This window comes from Corynebacterium ulcerans, from assembly GCF_000767685.1.
GTDB classification, from domain to species: domain Bacteria; phylum Actinomycetota; class Actinomycetes; order Mycobacteriales; family Mycobacteriaceae; genus Corynebacterium; species Corynebacterium ulcerans.
In genome coordinates this window covers 1,193,944-1,216,329 of the sequence record NZ_CP009622.1, presented here as the reverse complement: position 1 = coordinate 1,216,329, position 22,386 = coordinate 1,193,944, and the positions used below count along the sequence as shown (strand labels likewise).

The window sequence follows — 22,386 nt, the reverse complement described above, 5'->3', positions numbered from 1 at the left end:
ATCAAGGAGATTTCTTTAACTCATGAGCTCCCAACAAAAAAATATGAATGCTGGCGGTTCCAACTCTAACGACGACTTCCCGGACCCTACACTCGGCGCAGCTCAAGCACAGATTTCAACAACCGGCGTCGATGATCTCTTGGATGAAATAGACGGCCTTTTAGAAAATAACGCCGAGGAGTTTGTTCGTTCTTACGTGCAGAAGGGCGGGCAGTAATACCGTGTTATCGCCGCATTCCCACGCAGTAGCACCCCACGCGGCTTTTACCAGGCGAATCACTGGAGTTGAAACCGAGTACGGGATAACGTGTGTGTCCGAGGGAGGCAGTCGTCGCTTAAACGCCGACGAGATTGCTCGGTATATGTTCCGACCAGTAGTAGAGCGCTGGTCTAGCTCGAACGTCTTTGTGCCTAATGGTTCTCGCCTTTACCTCGACGTAGGTTCGCACCCGGAGTACGCTTCCGCAGAATGCGATTCTCTAGCGCAACTCGTTGCCTACGATCGCGCCGGAGACGTCATCGTTAATGAACTTGCTGTTACTGCGGAAAAGAGCTTAGAAGCTGAGGGCATCGGCGGCAGCGTTTATCTTTTTAAAAACAATCTTGATTCTTTTGGCAACTCTTATGGTTGCCATGAAAACTACCTGGTAGGCAGAGACGTAGTCCTGAAAACCTTGGGCAAACAACTCTTGCCTTTTTTGATTACTCGCCAGCTCATCTGTGGATCTGGATCCATTCAAAATGGAGAGTTTCAGATTTCCCAACGTGCTGATCACGTGTGGGAAGGCGTGTCGAGCGCGACCACGCGCTCTCGGCCAATCATCAATACGCGGGATGAGCCGCACGCGGATTCCCACCGATTCCGGCGGCTACACGTTATCGTTGGGGATTCCTCCATGTCTGAGGTAACCTGCGCCCTTAAAATCGGCTCCACCCAATTAGTTTTAGAAATGATCGAGGCAGGCTTCGATCTTGCAGATCTAGAACTCGATAATGAGATTGCAGCTATTAGGGATGTCTCTCGGGATACAACGGGCAAGACTCTTATCCAGCTCAAGAATGGGTCGCAGCAACAAGCCATATCCATCCAGCGCAGTTATGCAGAAGCTGCACAACGGTGGCTCGACGTCAGGGAAGAAACCGGCGGGACTAGCAACGCTGCGATGGCAGACATAGTAAATCTCTGGCTCAAGGTGACAACAGCAATCGAATCGGGTGATGTAAGCGCACTGGAACGCGATATCGATTGGGTAATAAAGCTCAGTATGCTGCAAAAATACCAAGCACGACTGGGATTGGCCCCACATGATTTCCAGCACCCCAAACTGGCTCAAGTAGATCTGGCCTATCACGATATTCGTCCAGGTCGTGGCCTTTTTCGCGTCTTAGAAGCTAAAGGATTAGTTAATCGGTGGATCACTGACCAGGACATCCATTATGCAGTAGACAACGCCCCTGATACCACGCGGGCGGCACTACGCGGGCGATTCCTACACGCAGCCTCGCTTCTAGGAGCCCCTATCTCCACGGATTGGTTAAGGCTCAAAATCAACCGTCCGGAGCCTCAGATCGTAGAGCTCTCAGACCCCTTCTCTGCGGTTGACGAGCGCGTGGAAGAACTTATCGCTTACATGGAACAGCATGCAGAGTCTTATGCCCAGGAAGGTGTTCAGGAGTGAAAAAAGACACGGTCATGGAGCGGATCGTCAACGTTACTTTTGCATTCCTTAACGCTGAAAGCCGCGGACACCGCTATCTCACAGCGGAATGGATTATCGAACATGTTGAGGGATATAAGAAAAACCCAGAGACAGGGGAGATCCGCTCCTATGAGGCAGCGCATCAATTGTTCAAACGGGACCGCACGGCATTACTACGCGCTGGTGTTCCCATTGAGACAGTAGCCACTAATGCACAGACTGCGTACCGACTCCAGGCGGAAGAATACCCACTGAAAAAAGTGAATTTTACTGCCGAAGAAGCAACGGTTCTCGCACTTGCCGGGCAGATGGGTCTAGGCGATGAACTAGCAACTTTTTCTCGTTCCGGTTGGACTAAGATCGCGGCCTCAGGCATTGATCGTGAGTTAACCGCAACACCTCGTTTCCATCCCGTAAACGACTGGAATTCACTTTCAACTTCTCACTTTGACTCAATATTAGAAGCCTGTCGGAGCAACAAGCGGCTTCGTTTTGAATACCTCCGCAATAAAGCATCTGCGCCACAATGGCGAACCATGGATCCCTGGGGGATTGTTTCCCACCGAGATCGCCTGTATTTAGTCGGCTTTGACATCGAGCGCCAAGAAAAACGAGTTTTCCGCATTACCCGGATCGTTTCTGTGACAAAGCCAGAGCCCATTGCGTCCGAGGATATGTTCCATTCGCCGGAACCAGGGACAAACTTGCAAGAGCTAGTAGAAGAACAGTTAAGGCAAGGCCAAGTGCTGGTCAATGCGACGGTAAAAGTTAAAGAAGGTCACGGGTTTGAGTTCAGCTCACGCGGTACCCGTAATCACGACGGGAGCTATTCGCTTATCGACGTTGACCGGGATTGGCTGGTGCGAACTGCAGTAGCCCTCGCGCCTTCAGCAATAGTCGTTGAACCCCAGGACGTCATTTCAGACATAGTTTCTTTACTTTCTTCTGCAGCAGAGGAGCCCTAATGGCTACGTCGAAAAGCAAAAATAGGCGTTTGACAGATCTTGTCCGCTTGCTTAACCTCCTGCCATATTTTGAAGCGCACCCAGGTCGCTCAATGATGGAGGCGGCTACAGATCTTGGACTTTCTCCTAGTCAGGTTCAAGAAGACCTCAGTCGGCTATTCTGCTGTGGTCCAGGAACTTTTCCTGACGAGCTTGTCGATCTAGACGCGGAGCTGCGTTCAGTCACCGTGATCAATAATCAGGGGATGGATGCTCCTCTACGGCTCACTCACACCGAAGCGGGCGCTCTTTTGCTTGCGTTGGAAACGCTAGAGCAGGTCCCAGGACTCGTAAAACGTTCAGCTGTACTATCAGCAGCCGAGAAATTACGGAAAACCATGGGGAAAGAGACCCATGGAATCTTTGACTCCACAGCTTTGGGGAATGACCTTGCACCCGAGCCGGATCTAGAAAGGATCCGGGAATCGATGAACACTCGCACTCAAATTGAATTCGATTATTACAACCGTAATCGCGACGAATTATCCCACCGTGTGGTGAGCGCAAGTCGCATCTTCACCAACGAAGGAGAGACATACCTCACAGCTTGGGAAGACGCCAGTGAGTCCCACCGGACATTTCGGGTCTCAGCCATGAGCTCTATCGCGCTCACCGAGCTCCGAGCTACCCCGCGATTGGAACGGGCTACCTTTGACGAGTCAGACCCCTTCAACTTCTCTGCCACCTCGGAATTTGCCAAGCTCGAGCTCTCCGCAGAAGCACTCTGGCTCGCAGATACCATCCCGTTAGAAGTCGAACAGGTCAATGAGAAAGGCTGGTACGAGGTGGTGCTTCCGCTGGTCTCTAAAGAATGGGTTATACAATTTGCCTTAAGCAATCTTGATCGAGTACGCGTGATAGCTCCACGTGACCTTGCTCAAGCAGTGCAAGATCGCGCCAAGCTTGCATTGAGCGTGTATGATCCAAAACGAGTAACAAGCAGCAAATAAACGCTGTTTTGGTCCTATGACACAGTGAGGGGTACGCCATGAACCTTGGTCCTACCGAAATCATCATCATTCTATTCATTGTTATTCTGCTTTTTGGTGCCAAGAAGCTTCCAGACGCCGCCCGTTCGCTTGGCCGTTCTATGCGTATTTTCAAGTCTGAAGTCAAGGAAATGAGCAATGATGACCAGCGTGCCGAGCAGCAGCAGGCGCAGCTGATGCAGCAGCCTTATGTTCAGCCGCAAAATGGCATCGTTCCTCCGCAGACTCAGGCTCCGGTTGAATACCCAACCCAGCAGCAACAGCAGAATCCCCAGCACGGATAAGCGTTTTATTTAGCTACCGTGTTCTGAATAAAACCTTGTGGTTCCTAGTAATCTGCGGAAACCACAAGGTCACTATTTTTACGTTAAGGCAGTAGGCAGGAATCTTAATGAGCTCGGTTGAAGCTTCCCCGCAAGGTGGCGTTGTCCCACGCCGTGGGCTTAAGAAAGTGTTTACGCGGGCAAAGAAACAAAACCATAGCGAAATGTCCCTGGTCGAGCACCTTCAAGAGCTACGACGCAGAGTGATCATTTCTGTTTTTGCCGTGATAGTCACAACGATCATCGGTTTTATCTGGTACCAGCATGCCGTTAACCTCTACTGGTTTTCTATCCCGTCTCTGGGCGATATTCTCCGTGGTCCCTATTGCGACCTTCCCCCACAAAAGCGCGCAGATCTTACGCATGATGGCACCTGCAGGCTGATAGCAACTGCGCCGTTTGAGATGTTCATGCTGCGCCTTAAAGTAGGCGCATTGGCTGGTCTGGTCTTTGCGTCGCCGATCTGGCTGTATCAGATTTGGGCGTTTATCACCCCTGGGCTGATGAAGAACGAACGACGCTGGACATTTTCTTTTGTCAGCATTGCTGTGCTGCTGTTTATCTTTGGCGCGGTTCTTGCCTACTTTGTTCTTGACTATGGTCTTGAATTCCTCCTAGGCATAGGCGACGATGTTCAAACCGCTGCGCTATCTGGTGACCGTTATTTCAGCTTCATACTGGCGCTTCTTGCCATGTTTGGAGTGAGCTTTGAAGTTCCACTGATTATCGCGATGCTCAATATCGTGGGGGTTCTACCGTACGAGGTCATTAAAGATAAACGGCGAATCATTACCGTTGTTTTGTTCATTTTTGCGGCTTTTATGACTCCCGGCCAAGACCCCTTCTCAATGCTTGCCCTCGGAGTGTCGCTCACCTTACTGGTCGAGGTCGCCATGCAATTTGCACGGATAAACGACAAACGCAGAAATGTTTCGCGGCCCAGCTGGATGGATCTTGATGATGAGTCAGCGTCACCACTCGATCTTCACGCAGGAGGAGTCGATTCGCCCAACCCTGTTACGGCTTCAGGTCCTGTATCTGCGTCCTCTACTTTCGAGTCAAGCAGCGACATTAATGCTCGGCCTATTACGCGGCCTGCTCCGCTTAAACAAACAAAACCCTTAGATTCTGGTACCAACTTCGACGACGTTCTCTAGGCACAGTAGCCTTAAGGCATGACGATTACGCCAGCCTCTGACTCTCATCTCCGCGAGTTCATCTCTCGGCAAAAGTTTCCCCTTGATGATTTCCAGCTTCAGGGATGCCAAGCCATTGAAGATGACCGCGGAGTTTTGGTATGTGCGCCGACAGGGGCCGGCAAAACTATAGTCGGAGAGTTTGCAGTCTCTTTGGCGCTTTCCCGTGGCACCAAATGCTTTTACACCACGCCGATCAAGGCGCTCAGCAACCAGAAGTTCCATGATTTGGTTGAGGCCCATGGAGAAGAAGCTATTGGCTTACTCACCGGAGATGTGTCCATCAACCACGATGCCGACGTCCTGGTGATGACCACTGAAGTTCTCCGAAATATGATCTACGCGCGATCAGAGGCTTTAAGCAGGCTTACCCACGTGGTCATGGATGAGATCCATTTTCTGTCCGATAAATCTCGCGGCGCGGTATGGGAGGAAGCGATTCTCGGTCTTGACGAATCTGTCAGCGTGGTTGGCTTATCTGCCACTGTCAGCAACTCGGAGGAATTTGGCCGCTGGCTTGAAACAGTCCGAGGAGACACTGAAGTTATTGTTTCTGAACACAGACCGGTTCCCCTTAACCAGTGGATGATGGTGGGACGCCGTATCCATCCGTTATTTGAGCCAGATTCAGGCGGTGAGGTCAACGCCCGACTTGAAGATCACATTGATCGGTTGGAAGGAAAGGAAACAATCGACCGAGGGCGTGCTCAGTTCAAAGCTGGAGGCTTCCGTGCGCGTTCGTCCGTAGGAGACTCTCATAGTTCACGTTCAGGCCGTCCGAGACAAGACCGGTACCGCCCTCTTGGGCGTCCGGAGGTTCTTGATGTTCTACAAAGCCAAGAGATGCTTCCAGCAATCACCTTTATCTTTTCCCGTGCTGGATGCGAAGGCGCGTTATATCAGTGTATGCGTTCCAGCATCGTACTTACGGATCAACAAGAGGCAGAAGAAATCGCCCGAATCGTCGACGCCGGAGTCGCCGGTATCCCAGAAGAGGACCTGAAAGTTCTTGATTTCCGCAAGTGGCGATCTGCATTGATGCGTGGTTTTGCTGCCCATCACGCTGGAATGTTGCCTGCTTTTAGGCACATAGTTGAAGAGCTTTTTACTAAAGGCCTGGTGCGCGCTGTTTTTGCTACGGAGACTCTCGCGCTTGGCATTAATATGCCAGCCCGGACAGTCGTCCTAGAAAAACTCGTCAAATACAATGGTGAAGCTCACGTAGATCTCACTCCTGGTCAATACACGCAGCTCACTGGCCGCGCAGGCCGCCGCGGCATCGATATCATCGGAAACGCTGTGGTCCAGTGGGCGCCAGCAATGGATCCGCGTTCCGTGGCAGGACTTGCATCAACGCGAACCTATCCGCTCATATCGACCTTCTCACCCGGCTACAACATGTCGGTTAACCTGCTAAAAACCATCGGGTTTACCCCGGCGCACCGGCTCTTAGAAAAGTCGTTTGCGCAGTTCCAAGCAGATGGCAGCGTGGTGGACGTTGTACGGAACATAGAGCGCTCCGAAGCCCGGGTTAAAAAACTTGAAACACAGCTCAGCGCTCATATCCCCGAAGAAGATATTGAGAAGTTTGTAGAATACATTGACCTCAGACGTGAGCTTACTGATGAGGAACGCCGGGCAAAACGGCACTCATTGGAACAACGAGAGATAGAGGTTAGCAGGGTCCTAGCCAGCCTTAATCTCGGAGATGTGATTGCTATGCCGGGCAAAAAACGCCCGCTATTAGCCGTGGTTGTGCAGCCTTCCAATAATTCCTCCGACCCTAAGCCTTGGGTGACTATGGAATCTGGTTGGTCGGGGAGAGTGGATACCGCTGCTTTCCCGATGCCACCTGTGGTGGTAGGCCATATGAAGCTCTCTCGCGCCACGATCGCCCAGCCTCGGAAAAACTCTAAGTATGTGGTCAAACAGTTTGAAAAACTCACATACTCTCGGCCTAAGCGTCTTAAGGCTCAGCAGCGTAATCGGCCAACGGAAAAGATCACTGAGCTTCGCGCGCGCATACGTTCCCACCCAGCTCATCAGTGGGATAACAGGGAAGACCTTGCACGGATCGGAGAAAAACTCGCGCGCGCGCAGAAAGAGACATCTCGGCTACGTACCACGGTAGAAACCGCCACTGACACCCTGGGGAAGACGTTTGACCGAATCCTGGGGTTACTCGGAGAACTCGACTACGTGGAGTTTATCGATGGCATTCCACAGGTAACGGAAGAAGGAGAAAACCTTGCCAAAATCCACAATGAATCGGATTTGTTGGTAGCACAATGCCTCAAACGCGGAATCTGGGATGGACTCGACCCCGCAGAACTTGCCGGCGTTGTCAGCATGTGCACATTTGAGAATCGTAAAGAAACGCGTGGTGAGCCGGAAGCTGCGACGGAACCCATGGCCGCGGCAATGAACAACACACTCCGGCTCTGGGACGAGCTCAGCGTTAATGAACGCCGCTACCAGTTGCCTGTAACCAAGTATCCAGAAGCTGGTTTTTCTCTAGCTATTCATCAATGGACGGCTGGCGCGCCACTTGGCTATTGCCTCGCAGCTGCCGCAGAATCAGGGGCGGAGCTCACCGCAGGTGATTTTGTGCGGCAGTGCCGTCAGGTTATTGATTTACTCGAACAGATCAGGTCAACTGCCTACAGCAATGAGACGAAAAAATCTGCTCGATCTGCCATTGAAGCAATACGACGCGGTGTGGTCGCTATAGGCAGCTAGGTGGCGTCGATAAGCTTTAAGTTCTCTAGAATAAGCACTATGTCTATCAATGAATATCGAGGTTTCGCCCCCGAAGTCTATGCACATAGGATCGCACGCGCAGCTGCTCTTGCGCGCGAATCGGGTTTAAGCGGACTCATTATCGGAGCCGGCGCACAATTTGCCTATCTCACCGGTTCTTGGATCTCAACACACGAGCGGCTTACGGCCCTGGTGATTCCGGCTTCCGGGGCTCAACCCACCCTTGTTGTACCAGACGTAGATCGAGGTGACTTACGGAAATCCTCTGTTCCGCTTCTTGGTATTAACGTTCTCGGTTGGATAGACGGACAAGACCCCTATGCGGCCGTGATAAGTGCGTTGGGGGAACCTCCTCACACGATCGTTGGCGTAGGAGAGGATCTCACGGCTAATCACTTGATATCACTTCAAAATATCCTGGGGGAACAATCAGCTACGGTATTGGCAACCGCCGTTCTAGCCGAGTTGTTCGTGGCCAAGGACCCCGAAGAAATCGAGCAACTACGAGCAGCTGGCCAAGCTATCGACAGGGTCCACGCACAAGTACCGTTCCTCTTGCAACCGGGGCGGACAGAAGCCGAAGTAGCCGAGGACTTGGCTGTACTTATCAAGAAAGACCATTCCAAAGTCGACTTTGTGATCGTAGGAAGTCAGGTCAATGGTGCTAATCCGCACCACGATTATTCGGATCGCGAACTCGTACCCGGAGACATGGTTGTGGTTGATATCGGTGGTACTTACGGTGTGGGCTATCACTCGGATTGCACCCGAACCTATGTTGTTGGGGGCAGCCCTGATCTCTTAGATGCAGACGCGCAACAGATGTACGATGTGCTTCTCCGTGCACAGGAAGAGGCGGTTAAAGCTATTAAACCTGGGGTCACCGCAGCAAGCATTGATAAAGTAGCCCGCGATATTATTTCGGAGGCAGGCTACGGACACGCGTTCATCCACCGCACCGGCCATGGCATTGGCTTATCAACGCACGAAGAGCCCTTTATCATGGAAGGAAACGACCTTGTTCTCCAACCAGGCATGGCATTTTCCGTCGAACCCGGCATTTATCTCGAAGGCCGTTTCGGCGCACGTATTGAGGACATTGTCGTGGTAACAGAAAACGGCTGCGAATGTCTCAACAACCAACCACGAACGCTCCAGTGACCTCCAACGTTCGCACCTTGCTCATCCTTGGAGCCACCAGCGAGATTGGCGGGCAGATAGCGCGACTCCTAGCGCCTGGCCGCCATGTGGTGCTCGCTGCGCGCCGCACTGAAGCTCTCAAAGACCTTAGTGCGGAGCTCATGGACGTGGGAGCCGTATCAGTACATACTGAATTTTTCGATGCTTCCGACCTGCGCTCACATCGGAAGATAATAGAAAATTCCGGCGATATTGAACATGCCGTAGTATGTTTCGGCATTCTCGGAGACCAAGAGACCGCCGAAGTTGATGAACACCATGCTGCGAACATCGCCACGATAGACTACACGGCACAGATTGTTGCGCTTACTGTCCTCTCGGATCGCATGAAGCGTAACTCTCAACCCAGTACCATCACGGCTTTCTCCTCTATCGCTGGTTGGCGAGCTCGGCGAGCTAACTACGTCTACGGGTCGACTAAGGCTGGCTTAGACGCCTTTTGTCAAGGCCTCAGTATGGCTTTACACGCAACGAATCTCCGCATGATCACTGCTCGACCTGGGTTTGTGATTGGAAGAATGACTGCTGGAATGTCTCCTGCGCCTATGTCTGTGACACCGGATGTCGTGGCCCAAGCTGTTGTACGGGAGATAAACACTGGAAGGAGGTCCGCCACACTGTGGATACCTCGGCGCCTCATAACACTAGCCCTCCTCATGCGTGTGGTTCCTAGCTCAATATGGCGGCATATGCCACGCTGATCACAGCGAATGCCTTTTGTATCGCTAGAATTTTTTCTATGAGTACGGAAGCGACCTCGTTACGGCGTATTGCGGTAGGAGATTCAGTAGCCACAACGGGTTCTATCACCGTGGTAGGGATTAGCGCCGGTGGCGTAGATGAGTTGGGATCCCAAGCGCGCGAGGCCATCTACCAGGCAAAAGTGATCATTGGCTCGTGGCGTCAGCTAGGACTCGTCCCTGATGATGTCCCCGCGGAACGCCGCCCATGGCCGTCTCCTATGCTTCCCAAGATCCCGGAGATTTTTGCAGAGCTAACAGACCAGAATGTGGTGGTCTTAGGCTCCGGCGACCCGATGTTCCATGGCATCGGGTCAACACTCATACGGATGCTTCCGCAACACTCGATTACAGTCATCCCGCATAGTTCTTCAGCATCCCTTGCGTGTGCGCGTCTAGGATGGCCCCTTGACAAAACTCCCGTGTATAGCCTGGTTACCAACGCTGTAGACCATCTTGTGCTTCCGATACAACGCGGTGGACATTTCCTGGTGCTCGGGCAAGATGAAAAAACTCCTGCCCGTATCTGCGACCTGTTACTTGAGCTCAACCAATCAGACGCACACGTAACAATACTCAGCGATTTGGGTAGCCCCGATGAGGCCATAGCTTCAGGAACTGCAGAAAATCCTCCTACCGCTACGAGCGCCCTCAACGTTATTGCGGTCTCTCTACAACGTGCGGGCGAGAGCATGCTTCCTGGGCTTTCCGACGCCCACTATCTCTCCGATGGCCAGCTAACTAAGCACCACGTCCGAGCTCTTACGCTATCGGCTTTGGCTCCTCGCCAAGGCGAGACCTTATGGGATATTGGTGGGGGTTCTGGTTCCATCGCTATCGAGTGGCTTCGATCCGCACTTGGTACAACTGCAGTCTGCTTTGAGGTCGTTGAGGAACGCCGCAACCGCATCGCAGAAAACGCACGGACGCTAGGCGTTATCGACCGCTTAGCCATCCACAACGGGGCACCCCAGTCTTTCGACGAGGTCCCTACATCTCCGGATGTCATATTCATCGGAGGCGGACTCACAGCACCTGGGGTTTTTGAGGCCGCATGGGCTAGGCTTCCGATAGGCGGCCGTCTTGTAGCTAACGCAGTGACAATTGAAAGCGAAGCAATGCTCTGGGAGCTAAGACAAGCATTGGGCGGAACCATGGCGCGTTTCGATATTTCGCAGGAGCATAACGTGGGATCGTTTACCACGATGAAGCCAGCGCTGCCTGTACTTCAGTGGGTTATTACCAAATCCAACACCACTGCCATTGATAAAACCGTAGAAAATTAAAGGTACACATGACTGTCTATTTTATTGGCGCCGGTCCAGGTGCCGCAGATTTGTTAACGCTACGCGCACAAAAACTCATCAGCACCTGCCAAGTGTGTATGTATGCTGGCTCTATTGTTCCGGCTGAGGTCTTAGACTCTGTTCCAGACAATGCCGAGGTCATCAATACCGCTCGTATGCCGTTAGATGAAATTACCCAGCGCATTCTCGACGCACACGCCGAGGGAAAAGATATCGCACGGCTGCATTCCGGCGATCCTGCCATTTATTCTGCTGTGGCCGAACAAGCCCGGCGTCTCACCGCGCATGGCGTGGATTATCAGATAGTGCCTGGGGTACCTTCCTTTGCAGCTGTTGCTGCAGCATTAGGACACGAGCTGACCGTACCTACGGTAGGTCAAACCGTCATCTTAACGCGTGTATCTGGACGGGCTTCAGCAATGCCTGAGGGCGAGGATCTAACCACGCTGGGGCAAAGCGGAGCCACGTTATGCATACATTTAGCAGCCCATGATATCGACCGTGTGGTAGCAGAGCTCATTCCTAATTATGGCGAGGACTGCCCGGTCGCCGTTGTCGCTTTTGCTTCCCGCCCAGAGGAGAAAATTGTTCGGGGAACTCTCGCAGATGTTGCGGCAAAAGTAAAAGAATCAGGCATTACTCGCACCGCGATCATCGTTGTCGGCCGGGTTTTAACTGCCGAAGGCTTCCCGGATTCCTTCCTCTATTCTGATGGACGTCCTCGCGATGCAGAAGGAAGGACTATTCCATGCGTGCACTGATTCTTGGTGGCACTGGCGAAGCTCGGGAAGTCGCTCAGTTGCTTTACGACGCTGGCTGGCATGTTACTAGCTCGCTCGCAGGAAGAGTTGCGAATCCTAAACTACCTGTAGGAGAAGTGCGCATTGGTGGTTTTGGCGGCCCTATGGGTCTTACCCAATGGCTGATCAAGGAAGGCGTGGAAGTAGTCATCGATGCCACGCATCCTTTTGCCGAGCGTATTAGTATTTCCGCTGCGGAAGCCACACGAGCCACCGGAATTCCGCTCATCGCACTCCATCGCCCTGCGTGGGTAGCTGGCCCCAGAGATCGTTGGCGACCCGTCTCTTCAATGGCCGAGGCAGCCCGCCTGGCTGCTAGAGATTATCACCATATTTTTCTTACTATCGGACGCCAGCAACTTGCCCCTTTTGCCGAGGATCCTCATAACTTGTACGTAATACGCACCGTGGAGCCGCCGCAGGTGATACTTCCGCAGCGGCACCGATTGATTATGTCTCGTGGTCCTTTTACCGTAGCTGATGAAAAGAAGCTCATGGTGGATAATCAGATTGATTGCGTTGTCACCAAAAATTCTGGTGGTCCGTTGACAAGCGCTAAATTGAGCGCAGCACGCGAGCTTGGAATTGACGTGATCATGGTCCAGCGCCCTGTTTTGCCTCACGCAGCGTACACAACTGCTTCTGCGACAGAAGTCATGGACGTCATACAAAAACTCTAAAATTAACGCTCGTTATCCACGAATACAGCGCCGTCAATTATGCGGTGATGGCGCTTGGCACACGTAAAATACATCAGGGTCATGACTGCTAAAAAGCCGATTCCCACGGCAAGCGCTAGGTGGTATTCAGGAAGCCACACCATGATTCCAAAAGTAAAAGCGATAAAGCCAATGGCAAAGTACTGTCCCCACGGCCACAAAGGAACTTTATAGCCTAGAGCTGCTATTTCTGTAGCACTCATTTTTCTCCGTGAGAAGAGATGCGCAAGAAGAATCATCAACCAGACATATACGGTGGCAAACGTGGCTAATGCTGCAACGATCTCAAACACGCGGTCGGGCAGTACCACGTTGAGGGCCGCTCCGATGATCAGCACGATGACCAGAATAACCGTGGTCATGACAGGGACATTACGGTAGGTATGCGCCATCGCTTTCGGCGCAAGGTTTTGTTTTGCTAGTCCAGTAAGAACTCGCCCCGCGCCAAATAAGTCCGCATTAATTGCTGACAGCGCCGCCGCAATCACCACCACATTCAGCAGAGCTGCTGCCCACGTTACCCCGAGGGAATCAAATATTTGAACAAAAGGAGACTCATCGCCGGTAATAGTCCGCCACGGGTTGATCAACAAGATCACCAAAATCGCGAGAACATAAAAAGCAAAAATACGCAGAGGAACAGTATTAATTGCTTGTGGAATCGACTTTTCTGGATTTTCTGCTTCTGAGCCTGCCACACCGATGATTTCAGTGCCGCCGAAAGCAAAGAGCACCAACATGAAGGATGCAATCATCCCCTTTATGCCGTTGGGGAAGAAACCGCCGTCCGCAACGAGATTTGCAGGTCCAGTCTCTGCATTACTCAGGCCAAAAACAAGTACTGCCGCGCCACCAACGATCATCGCGATAACAGCACCGACCTTGATAAGCGTGAAAAAGAATTCCAATTCTCCGAATGCTTTTACAGTGGCTATATTCGCCGCGCCTACTATCAGCAGAGTTACTACAACCCATACCCACTGCGAGACGTGTGGAAGCCAAAACTTCATATAGATACCAATTGCGGTGAGGTCGGCTAAACAGACTATGACCATTTCAAAAGCAAACATCCACCCAGTGATATAGCCGGCCCAGCCACCCATATGCTCACGCGCATATTCTGCAAAAGACCCGGAAATAGGGTTGCGAACCGCCATCTCGCCCAATGCTCGAAGCATGAAGTAAACTACCGCGCCGCCAAGTAGGTAGACAAGCAAAACCGAAGGACCTGCTGCTTGTATCGCCCCAGCTGAACCATAAAAAAGTCCTGTGCCGATGGCAGATCCTAAGGCAATGAAATGAAGGTGCCGATGTTTTAAGCCACCGTTGCGTCTAATCCGAGAAGTTCGAACCTGCCGTAACTTTGTACTAGGTGGTAGCGTCGTCGTGGGTTGAATAGGGGAGCCACTATCATTGGCGCTCATCGCAATGAGTCCTTTCTAAAAAAGACCTCTCTGTCTACGAGACGAGGTCGCAGCTAAGATCTCACCAATGCAATAACGCGTATTCGTCCGAACACGAAGTTTCTTGCCTCACGTTTTTCGTGCCGGCTTCAGCTACCCGAAGTAGTTTAGACCGCTTTGTATTCAGTGCATATAACAGCTGTTCACAGTTCTTATTCGAGCCGCATTCTTAACCTATAGCAAAAGGCTACCGCGGTTTTTACACAGCAATAGCCTTTTGGGTTATTCGTAGCGTCGTGAAGTAAAAACGCGGAGTCCATCCGCGCCCATATATTGACGCGTTGTCGACGCTCCCACGATCACCATAGTGCGCATATCGACGATGTCCGGGTCAAAGTCTCGCAGGGTAGTCACCACGACATTTTCCTGGTCTGACCCCACCGCACGAGCCACAATGACGGGGGTATCTTCCGGCTGGTATTCCAAAACAATCTCTCTGAGTTTTGCTACCTGCCAACGTCGTTCTTTTGAAGCAGGGTTATAGCAGGCAAAAGCCATGTCAGCACCTGCGAGCGCACGGATACGCTTTTCCACGATCTCAAAGGGCTTGAGCCGGTTAGACAAAGAGATCATCCCAAAATCATGGCCTAAAGGTGCGCCTACTTGAGCTGCCACGGCTTGCGCCGCGGTCATGCCAGGGGCAACACGAACCGGCACGTCGCGCCATTGTTCGTCATCGGCTGTCTCTAGCACTGCTGCAGCCATGGCAAATACGCCGGGATCTCCAGAAGAAACCACCGCAACTTTTCTTCCCTGTTTTGCCATGTCTAAGGCCATGGCTGCGCGCTCAGCTTCCACCTTGTTATCGGAGAGGTGTCGACGTTGCCCGGCGCGCAGGGGCACGCGATTGACATAGGTGGAATAACCGACAATGTCGGTGGCGTTTTTTAGTTCAGCAGTGACCTCGGGTGTTATCCACCGTGAGGCACCCGGCCCGAGGCCTACGACTACGACTTCTCCTAGGGCAGCACCCTGGTGGTGTCCTTCTTGCGGTACGCCATGTTCTTGGTGCACCAACGAGGGAACAACCGCTACTGCGAAATAAGGGATAGAATCCGGATCAGCTTCAAGTACAGGGATTGTGCTTTGTCCCTCCATGCCTACACGCTTTACGACGTACGCTCGATCGGCAACTCCTGCGTCTATGAGGCACTGTCGAACTTTTTTAAACGTACGTCCCAGCTTCATCACGACCGCTGTGTCACAATCGAGAAGTCGCTGGGTTAGTTCAGCGCTAGGAAGCGTTCCTGGGATGATCGAGAGAACTTCATCATCCTCAGATAGCGGCATACCCAAGACACCAGCTGCAGCAGTAATAGAGGGGATTCCTGGGATGATCTCTGCGGGAAATTCTTCTGCGAGATGCTTGTGTAAGTGCTGGTACGAGCTATAAAGCATGGGATCGCCGAGCGCCAATACGGCGACGATTTTGCCTTGTTGTAGGTATGCGCGAAGTCGCTGGGTAGCATCAAGGTAAAAGTCGGCCATAGCTCCGGCGTACCCTCCGGGATGATCAGTGATTCCCGTTGTCACTGGGTATTCCAGGAGTACATGCTCTTGTGTGTCCGTTAAATAAGCTTCGGCGATCTTCTGTGCAGCCGATGCCCCATTAGGCCGAGCATGGTAAGCAATCACATCTGCGGTGCGGATAGCGTTCACGGCTTTGACTGTTAACAGTTCGGGATCGCCCGGGCCTACCCCTACGCCAATGAGTCGTGCCTCACTCACGGGAGGATCTCCTTTTCTGTGGCAAGAGCATTAATAGCAGCACATGTGATGGCGGAGCCGCCACGACGTCCATGGACGGTGACAAACTCAGTGCCAAGGTCTGCGGCCACATTGGATAAAGCTGATTTGGATTCGGCAGCACCAATGAACCCTACGGGGATCCCGATAATTGCGGCGGGACGCGGCCGGGTGGTGTCTTCAGCAAGCCAGTTCATTAAGTGGAAGAGCGCTGTAGGGGCGTTTCCGATAGCTACGATGGCGCCGTCGAGACGCTCAGTCCATAGTTCTACTGCTGCGGCAGATCGAGTGGTGCCGAGTCGGGCTGCAAGTTCTGGGATGCGTTCGTCTTTAAGCAGACAGATTACGTCGTTGTCTGCGGGGAGTCGTTTACGGGTGACTCCGCTTTTTACCATGTTGACATCAGTAAAAATGGGGGCTCCCGCTTTGAGTGCGCTTCGAGCTGCAGGAACAAGGTTCGCCGAGAACTCAATGTCCTCGGCGAGGTCTACCTCACCGGCGGCATGAATCATACGGACAGCAACTTGTGCTTGGTCTGGATCAAAGTTACTGAGATCGGATTCCTCACGAATCATCGCAAAGGATTGACGGTAAATCTCATTGCCGTCGGTGATGTAGTCAAAACTCACCTTGCTGATACCTCGTACTCTCCGTCGCCGGTGGCAACGTATTCCGTGTGATGGGATAGGGGATGGCCGCAACGGCGATCGCACCCTGAAAAGTGTACAAGGCCCTCTGGTGCTTTATCTGAAAGGACCAACTGCGTTGCATCCTTTTGGGTGTTGGATAAAGATTTCTGGCAACCCGGCAGACCGGTACACGCGGTTACTCGTAGCCATGGTGATTCTTGGTCAAAAATCAGCCCAAGCGGTGCCAGCACTTTCACCACGGCATCTGCATCATGGTGTGGGAGATCGTGAATCACGATTGATGCCCAAGGAGTAATCGTTGTCTCTGCATCTATCGCGCTTAAAATATCAGCAACCTGTGCAGTAAGGAAGCCAAAACGAAGCCCTGCTCCCAAAGAAACACGCTCATTGCCAAGGTCAATCCAACCAACCGGACGCGCAGATCCCTCAATGACTGGAGGTGTTACCGCTTGTGCGTCCACGGCAAAGTGCGTCTGGACTTGATCGAGGATGTACGCGCGTATAGATGGACTTTCATGGAGGCGCCATGAGTCTTCGCGATTTTCTTGCCACATTCGCGCGGCAAAAGTAAGCACCTCAGGGATGAGGTCTAGGGTATTCAGACGAATCTCAGTGATCTGCCCGCCCAGGATCATATGGTGTGCATCATCAATTGTTATGACGCCAAAGTCGGGCCTTTGGCTCAGAATGTCACCTTCGCCTGCGTCAAAGCCAAAGAGGGTGCGTCCAGATAAACCCGAGACTACGTCATCGCTTAAAAGCGCAGCATCTAAGCTTTCTACTAGCGGCCGTAGCTCAGGGTGTAGGGGAGAGGCCAGAATGTTCCTGATCTTGTCGTGGCTCCGTGAAGGCAAGAATCCAGCATCTTCAACCACGGTGGCAAACTGTGTTTCATCTTGCACACCCCGGAACTGCATATTTCCTCGAGTCGTGATGTGGATTGTTCCATCGCCAAGTTCCCGAGCGATCTGGGCAATCGTTTTCCATTGTTCTGGGCGTACTCGCCCGCCAGGGAAGCGAACACGCCCAATAGATCCATCCGTAGCGTGATGCAGCTTAAGCGCACCAGGACACATGTCAGAACGGCTACGGTCGGGGTGAGCAATCAGTACTGCTGATTGCGAGGTTTTAGGGTGGGTCATGCGCAACATGATAGTAAAAGCAAACACACTTAAACCAACATTGTGACCTGTGAAACTTTGTTGAAATAAACACTTTTCTTAAGTTTTTTGACACTTTGCGCGCTATATATGCCTGATATGAATGGAAAATTCACAGAGCAATCACCCTGTTAGCGAGCGCCTCACCCCCATACAACCCCAACTCACAGCGCAGATTAGCTAAGGTAGTTACACGCCCTTGGGCATGCTGTTAAAAACAACGTAATAATGACAATAGAGAACCGCACTGTGGTTCCCAGTCGATGAATCCGGTGGAATTCCGGACGGTCGCGCCACTGTTATAGCCAGACCATCGATTTCATGAAAACCACGTGCCACAACGTCCCCTCTTAAACAACGCCGTCGATGGGCGCGTCACCCACGAAAGGACACCTTGCCTCGCATGATCACGCTTTTGTCTACATCGGATACAGATCTCCTTTCGGCCAAAGTAGCGGGAGAAACTGACAACGTCAGCTTCCATTTTGCTAACCCAAACTATGTTTCCGAAGAAAAGCTCGACGAACTTATCGCACAGACTGACGTCTTTATCGTCCGTCTTTTGGGAGGAAAACGCGCATGGGAATCTGGCTTAGAGCGCATCCTCGCCTCTTCAGTTCCTTTGGTAGCCGTTTCCGGCGAACTTGCAGTGGACGCTGAACTTACCGAGCTATCCACTGCACCGGCAGGGGTTGTCACCACAGCCCATACATACTTAGCCGAGGGCGGCCAAGCTAACTTTATAAACCTTCACAATTTTCTCTCCGATACCCTGTTATTCACCGGCTTAGGCTTTGAAGAGCCACAACACATGCCAGTGTGGGGGCATCTAGACAGAAAATCCACGATCACGGTCCCACCGCACGCTCCCCGAATCGGCATTATCTATTACCGAGCACAGCATCTAGCAGGCAATACCGCCTACATCGAAGCCCTTTCCCACGCCATCGAAGAAAAAGGCGGAGTACCTGTACCAATTTTTGCCGCATCACTGCGTCAAGCATCAGAAGAATTACTTCAAGAACTACGAACCTGCGATGCATTAATCACCACCGTGCTTGCCGCTGGCGGCACGAAACCGGCTACTGCAGGAGCCGGCGGGGACGATGAAGCGTGGGACGTCGCAAAGCTTGCAGCTCTCGACGTGCCCATCATCCAAGGTCTTGCGCTCACCAATGCACGCTCCGAATGGGAAGACAACGACGAAGGACTCAGCCCTCTCGACGTAGCCACCCAAATCGCGGTACCCGAATTCGACGGGCGGATCATCTCCGTACCATTCTCATTCAAAGAATACGACTCCGACGGCCTCATCTCCTATGTGCCCGATGCCGAACGATGCTCTCGCCTTGCCGGAATAGCCATCCGCCATGCGGCACTGCGAACTATCGAGAACAAAGACAAAAAACTCGTCCTCATGCTCTCTGCATATCCCACCAAGCACGCCCGCATTGGCAACGCCGTGGGACTCGATACTCCGCTTTCTACACTCCGCGTCCTTCAAGCCCTCAACAACGCAGGCTACGACCTCGGTAACACCAGTGAAATACCAGGTTATTCAGAAGACGGCGCTCATGATGGAGACGCATTAATGCACGCCATCATCGCGGCGGGTGGACACGACCCAGAATGGCTCACCGATGAGGTCATCGAGAACAACCCCCTCAAACTTTCCCAAGCGGATTACCTCAGCTTCTTCGCCTCCTTACCGCAAGCACTGCAAGACGAGATGATCCAGCACTGGGGACAAGCCCCCGGAGCTCATTACGTCAACCAAGAAACCGGCGAACTCTACATAGCTGGATTGCAGTTTGGCAACGTCGTCGTGATGGTACAACCACCCCGTGGCTTCGGCGAAAACCCTGTCGGCATCTATCACGATCCCGACCTACCCGCCAACCATCACTACCTAGGGGTCTACTATTGGCTCCGGGAAATCTTTGGAGCCAACGCCATCGTGCACATGGGCAAGCACGGAAACATGGAATGGTTACCAGGAAAAAACGCAGGCCTTTCCGCTGAATGCTACCCGGATCAGGCCATCAGCGAATTACCGCTCATTTATCCCTTCCTAGTCAACGACCCAGGGGAAGGAACACAAGCCAAAAGACGAGCCCATGCAACACTTGTCGACCACATGATTCCGCCCATGGCGCGCGCCGAAAGCTACGGAGACATCACCCGGCTCGAACAGCTTCTCGACGAACACGCAAACATTGCGTCCATGGATCCCGCCAAACTCCCCGCTATCCGCCAAGAAATCTGGACGCTGCTTCAAGCAGCAAAAATGGACAAAGACCTTGGCTGGGAAGAACGCCCCGACGAAGACGCCTTTGATGATCAAATCATGGAAATCGACGGATGGCTCTGCGAAATCAAAGACGCAGCTATCCGCGGCGGGCTTCACATCCTAGGAGAAGCAGTCACCGGGGAAGTCCGCATCGAACTCGTTCTAGCAATGCTACGCGCCCGCCAACTCTGGGGAGGCGACAAAGCAGTACCAGGTCTACGCGAATCCCTAGGCCTATCCGAAGCCGGCGATGAAACCCTCGGCAGGGTAGATGCGGTAGAAAAAATCGCCCATGCTCTTCTCATAGAGCTCGACGCCGCAGACTGGAACCCCAACAGTGTGGACTCCATCCTGGACGCAACCGAACTACCTGGAAACGCAAACAAAGAAGAACTAGCCAAGCTCCTGGGTTTTGCGTGCAAGGAGATCATCCCGCGACTATCCCAATCAGAACGGGAAATCGACCAGATCCTCCGCGCGCTCGATGGAAAATTTATCGAGGCAGGCCCCTCCGGTTCCCCAATGAGAGGTCTGGTCAACGTTCTCCCCACGGGACGCAACTTCTACTCAGTCGACCCCAAATCCCTCCCATCCCGCCTAGCATGGGAAACCGGCCAACTCCTCGCAGATTCCCTCATCGAGCGATATCAGGCAGAGCACAACGGAGACTACCCAACATCCGTCGGACTTTCCGTCTGGGGAACCTCCGCTATGCGCACCTCCGGAGACGACATCGCCGAAGTATTCGCGCTCCTTGGAGTGCGCCCCGTGTGGGATGAAGCATCGCGCCGGGTGGTCGACCTAGAAGTCATGTCCCTCGAAGAGCTCGGACGACCACGTATTGACACAACAGTCCGTATTTCTGGTTTCTTCCGCGATGCATTCCCTCACGTACTTGCACTTATCGACGATGCCGTCCAGCTAGCGGCTCACCTCGACGAGCCGCTACACATGAACTACATCAAGGCCCATGCGCTTGACGATGCGCAACAAGATCACGTACGGCGCATTTTCGGCTCAAAACCAGGCACATATGGGGCCGGGCTACTTGAGCTCATCGAGTCTGGCACATGGCGTGACGATAAAGATCTTGCGGATGTCTATACAGCGTGGGGCGGTTATGCCTATGGACGTGGCATTAGCGGGGTAGAGGCTGCTGACGATATGCGCACTGCTTACCGACGGATCCAGGTCGCTGCAAAGAACGTGGATTCCAAGGAACATGATATCGCCGATTCGGATGATTACTTCCAATTCCATGGCGGCATGGTTGCTACAGTGCGCGCGCTCACAGGTAAAGACCCTGAAGCCTATATCGGTGATTCTACGCGTCAGGAAACCGTCAAAACCCGCACGTTGCATGAAGAATCACGCCGTGTTTTCCGTGCCCGTGTGGTTAACCCACGGTGGATTGCAGCTATGCGCAAGCATGGGTACAAGGGCGCCTTTGAGATGTCCGCTACCGTTGACTATCTCTTCGGATACGATGCGACCACCGGGCTCATGGACGATTGGATGTATGAAACACTGACGGACACATACGTCAAAGATCCAGAGAACAAAGAATTCTTTGAGGCTTCTAATCCTTGGGCGCTCCGCGACATTTCCGAGCGATTACTTGAAGCTGCAGACCGCGGACTGTGGGAAGATCCTACGAAAGAAGCTCTGGATACCCTGCGTGGAACATTCCTAGAGATGGAAGGTGCCTTGGAAGAAGATTCTCAACAGAAGTAGGATCTGACAGCCCCAGAAGCTTGCAGAGCATCATCGATAAGACAAAAGCAGTAAAGTAAGGACTATGCCGCTTTTCATTGGTCTTCCGTACATTTTGATTGAAGCTTTTGCTTTCTGGGGTGTTGCTCAGTGGCTAGGAACCGCCACTGCGCTCATCGCGCTCATCGCTTTTCTTTTTGGCGGCTTATTTCTTGCGGCCTTTGAAATGCGAAGCATTTCACGTCGTCTAGCCTCTGGTAATTCGTCTCCGGGGCGTGCCGCAGGTGATCTAGGGCTATTAGCTGCCGGAGCCGTGGGAGTAGCCCTCCCTGGCTTTGTCACAAGCTTATTTGGCCTTCTGCTTATTCTTCCTCCTACTAGAGCGCTCATTCGATCGTTTTTGGCCAAAGGACTTAGAAAAAAGATCGAGGATATGGGCGTTCGCAGTTTCGAGGCAACCAATAGTTATAGGCAACATGCCAGCTACGGCAGCTTTAGCGCACAATCAGTGATCGAACATGACCAGCTCGACGAGGAAGAGATCCAAAAGTGGTCCCGCGATATAAAGCCTGAGGATTTCGGTGGACCACACGGGCCAAACTCACAACAAAAATAAGCGTTCTAGC

The 22,386-nt window shown here is 52.5% G+C and carries 18 protein-coding genes; 14 read left to right on the top strand and 4 right to left on the bottom strand.

The window, feature by feature from the left end; genetic code table 11:
- Positions 1 to 22: 22 nt before the first annotated feature.
- The 12 genes from CULFRC11_RS05540 (at position 23) to CULFRC11_RS05485 (ending at position 12,699) form a co-directional block, all read left to right on the top strand.
- Positions 23 to 217 (top strand): ubiquitin-like protein Pup, encoded by a 195-nt coding sequence (locus tag CULFRC11_RS05540; protein ID WP_023635690.1) that lies wholly within the window; start codon positions 23 to 25, stop codon positions 215 to 217.
- Positions 218 to 221: 4 nt separating this feature from the next.
- Positions 222 to 1,679 carry a Pup--protein ligase gene (gene pafA / locus CULFRC11_RS05535; RefSeq protein WP_023635689.1) on the top strand — a complete coding sequence of 486 codons (1,458 nt, stop codon included), beginning with the start codon at positions 222 to 224 and terminating at the stop codon, positions 1,677 to 1,679.
- Complete coding sequence (locus tag CULFRC11_RS05530) at positions 1,676 to 2,665, top strand: helix-turn-helix transcriptional regulator (RefSeq protein WP_023635688.1); 990 nt, start codon at positions 1,676 to 1,678, stop codon at positions 2,663 to 2,665. Before pafA ends, CULFRC11_RS05530 begins: the two co-directional genes overlap by 4 nt.
- Entirely contained in the window at positions 2,665 to 3,654 is a 990-nt protein-coding gene (locus CULFRC11_RS05525) for a helix-turn-helix transcriptional regulator (protein ID WP_023635687.1), read from the top strand. The genes CULFRC11_RS05530 and CULFRC11_RS05525 overlap by 1 nt, the downstream gene beginning before the upstream one ends.
- A gap of 38 nt (positions 3,655 to 3,692) precedes the next feature.
- On the top strand, positions 3,693 to 3,977 hold the full coding sequence (gene tatA / locus CULFRC11_RS05520; RefSeq protein ID WP_013911467.1) for a Sec-independent protein translocase subunit TatA: 285 nt from the start codon (positions 3,693 to 3,695) through the stop codon (positions 3,975 to 3,977).
- A 107-nt stretch (positions 3,978 to 4,084) separates the two neighbouring features.
- Positions 4,085 to 5,173 (top strand): twin-arginine translocase subunit TatC, encoded by a 1,089-nt coding sequence (gene tatC, locus CULFRC11_RS05515; RefSeq protein ID WP_023635686.1) that lies wholly within the window; start codon positions 4,085 to 4,087, stop codon positions 5,171 to 5,173.
- 18 nt (positions 5,174 to 5,191) lie between these two features.
- Positions 5,192 to 7,951 carry a DEAD/DEAH box helicase gene (locus CULFRC11_RS05510; RefSeq protein WP_023635685.1) on the top strand — a complete coding sequence of 920 codons (2,760 nt, stop codon included), beginning with the start codon at positions 5,192 to 5,194 and terminating at the stop codon, positions 7,949 to 7,951.
- 39 nt (positions 7,952 to 7,990) lie between these two features.
- Positions 7,991 to 9,133, top strand: coding sequence for a M24 family metallopeptidase (locus CULFRC11_RS05505; protein WP_023635684.1), 1,143 nt, complete (start codon positions 7,991 to 7,993; stop codon positions 9,131 to 9,133).
- Complete coding sequence (locus CULFRC11_RS05500) at positions 9,100 to 9,873, top strand: SDR family oxidoreductase (protein WP_023635683.1); 774 nt, start codon at positions 9,100 to 9,102, stop codon at positions 9,871 to 9,873. Before CULFRC11_RS05505 ends, CULFRC11_RS05500 begins: the two co-directional genes overlap by 34 nt.
- 38 nt (positions 9,874 to 9,911) lie before the next feature.
- Positions 9,912 to 11,198 (top strand): bifunctional cobalt-precorrin-7 (C(5))-methyltransferase/cobalt-precorrin-6B (C(15))-methyltransferase, encoded by a 1,287-nt coding sequence (locus tag CULFRC11_RS05495; RefSeq protein ID WP_031270277.1) that lies wholly within the window; start codon positions 9,912 to 9,914, stop codon positions 11,196 to 11,198.
- Between the two features lie 8 nt (positions 11,199 to 11,206).
- A complete protein-coding gene (cobM, locus tag CULFRC11_RS05490) occupies positions 11,207 to 11,980 on the top strand; it encodes a precorrin-4 C(11)-methyltransferase (RefSeq protein ID WP_023635681.1) in 774 nt (257 codons plus the stop codon).
- The gene (locus CULFRC11_RS05485; RefSeq protein ID WP_023635680.1) at positions 11,968 to 12,699 is read left to right on the top strand and encodes a cobalt-precorrin-6A reductase; all 732 of its coding nucleotides are present in this window, start codon (positions 11,968 to 11,970) and stop codon (positions 12,697 to 12,699) included. The genes cobM and CULFRC11_RS05485 overlap by 13 nt, the downstream gene beginning before the upstream one ends.
- A gap of 2 nt (positions 12,700 to 12,701) precedes the next feature.
- Here the strand turns inward: CULFRC11_RS05485 and CULFRC11_RS05480 are convergent, their stop codons facing one another.
- The 4 genes from CULFRC11_RS05480 to CULFRC11_RS05465 all read right to left on the bottom strand — a co-directional run bounded on the left by CULFRC11_RS05480 (position 12,702) and on the right by CULFRC11_RS05465 (position 17,748).
- Positions 12,702 to 14,162, bottom strand: coding sequence for an amino acid permease (locus CULFRC11_RS05480; RefSeq protein ID WP_038620545.1), 1,461 nt, complete (start codon positions 14,160 to 14,162; stop codon positions 12,702 to 12,704).
- A 261-nt stretch (positions 14,163 to 14,423) separates the two neighbouring features.
- The gene (gene cobJ, locus CULFRC11_RS05475; protein WP_023635679.1) at positions 14,424 to 15,929 is read right to left on the bottom strand and encodes a precorrin-3B C(17)-methyltransferase; all 1,506 of its coding nucleotides are present in this window, start codon (positions 15,927 to 15,929) and stop codon (positions 14,424 to 14,426) included.
- Positions 15,926 to 16,576, bottom strand: a complete 651-nt coding sequence (locus CULFRC11_RS05470) for a precorrin-8X methylmutase (RefSeq protein ID WP_023635678.1) — start codon at positions 16,574 to 16,576, stop codon at positions 15,926 to 15,928. Before CULFRC11_RS05470 ends, cobJ begins: the two co-directional genes overlap by 4 nt.
- On the bottom strand, positions 16,573 to 17,748 hold the full coding sequence (locus tag CULFRC11_RS05465) for a ferredoxin-like domain-containing protein (protein WP_031270276.1): 1,176 nt from the start codon (positions 17,746 to 17,748) through the stop codon (positions 16,573 to 16,575). The genes CULFRC11_RS05470 and CULFRC11_RS05465 overlap by 4 nt, the downstream gene beginning before the upstream one ends.
- Positions 17,749 to 18,160: 412 nt before the next feature.
- Between CULFRC11_RS05465 and cobN the strand changes: the two genes are divergently transcribed.
- Both cobN and CULFRC11_RS05455 read left to right on the top strand, forming a co-directional pair.
- Positions 18,161 to 21,781, top strand: a complete 3,621-nt coding sequence (cobN, locus tag CULFRC11_RS05460) for a cobaltochelatase subunit CobN (protein ID WP_023635676.1) — start codon at positions 18,161 to 18,163, stop codon at positions 21,779 to 21,781.
- Positions 21,782 to 21,845: 64 nt separating this feature from the next.
- Positions 21,846 to 22,376, top strand: coding sequence for an FxsA family protein (locus CULFRC11_RS05455; protein ID WP_023635675.1), 531 nt, complete (start codon positions 21,846 to 21,848; stop codon positions 22,374 to 22,376).
- The last annotated feature ends 10 nt before the right edge of the window (positions 22,377 to 22,386 follow it).

What these genes read in the sequence shown, in the direction of transcription:
- CULFRC11_RS05540 (WP_023635690.1), top strand. Translation starts at nt 23, where the DNA reads ATGAGCTCCCAACAAAAAAATATGAATGCTGGCGGTTCCAACTCTAAC.
- CULFRC11_RS05525 (WP_023635687.1), top strand. Translation starts at nt 2,665, where the DNA reads ATGGCTACGTCGAAAAGCAAAAATAGGCGTTTGACAGATCTTGTCCGC.
- tatA (WP_013911467.1), top strand. Translation starts at nt 3,693, where the DNA reads ATGAACCTTGGTCCTACCGAAATCATCATCATTCTATTCATTGTTATT.
- tatC (WP_023635686.1), top strand. Translation starts at nt 4,085, where the DNA reads ATGAGCTCGGTTGAAGCTTCCCCGCAAGGTGGCGTTGTCCCACGCCGT.
- CULFRC11_RS05510 (WP_023635685.1), top strand. Translation starts at nt 5,192, where the DNA reads ATGACGATTACGCCAGCCTCTGACTCTCATCTCCGCGAGTTCATCTCT.
- CULFRC11_RS05505 (WP_023635684.1), top strand. Translation starts at nt 7,991, where the DNA reads ATGTCTATCAATGAATATCGAGGTTTCGCCCCCGAAGTCTATGCACAT.
- CULFRC11_RS05500 (WP_023635683.1), top strand. Translation starts at nt 9,100, where the DNA reads ATGTCTCAACAACCAACCACGAACGCTCCAGTGACCTCCAACGTTCGC.
- CULFRC11_RS05495 (WP_031270277.1), top strand. Translation starts at nt 9,912, where the DNA reads ATGAGTACGGAAGCGACCTCGTTACGGCGTATTGCGGTAGGAGATTCA.
- cobM (WP_023635681.1), top strand. Translation starts at nt 11,207, where the DNA reads ATGACTGTCTATTTTATTGGCGCCGGTCCAGGTGCCGCAGATTTGTTA.
- CULFRC11_RS05485 (WP_023635680.1), top strand. Translation starts at nt 11,968, where the DNA reads ATGCGTGCACTGATTCTTGGTGGCACTGGCGAAGCTCGGGAAGTCGCT.
- CULFRC11_RS05480 (WP_038620545.1), bottom strand. Translation starts at nt 14,162, where the DNA reads ATGAGCGCCAATGATAGTGGCTCCCCTATTCAACCCACGACGACGCTA.
- CULFRC11_RS05465 (WP_031270276.1), bottom strand. Translation starts at nt 17,748, where the DNA reads ATGTTGCGCATGACCCACCCTAAAACCTCGCAATCAGCAGTACTGATT.
- cobN (WP_023635676.1), top strand. Translation starts at nt 18,161, where the DNA reads ATGATCACGCTTTTGTCTACATCGGATACAGATCTCCTTTCGGCCAAA.
- CULFRC11_RS05455 (WP_023635675.1), top strand. Translation starts at nt 21,846, where the DNA reads ATGCCGCTTTTCATTGGTCTTCCGTACATTTTGATTGAAGCTTTTGCT.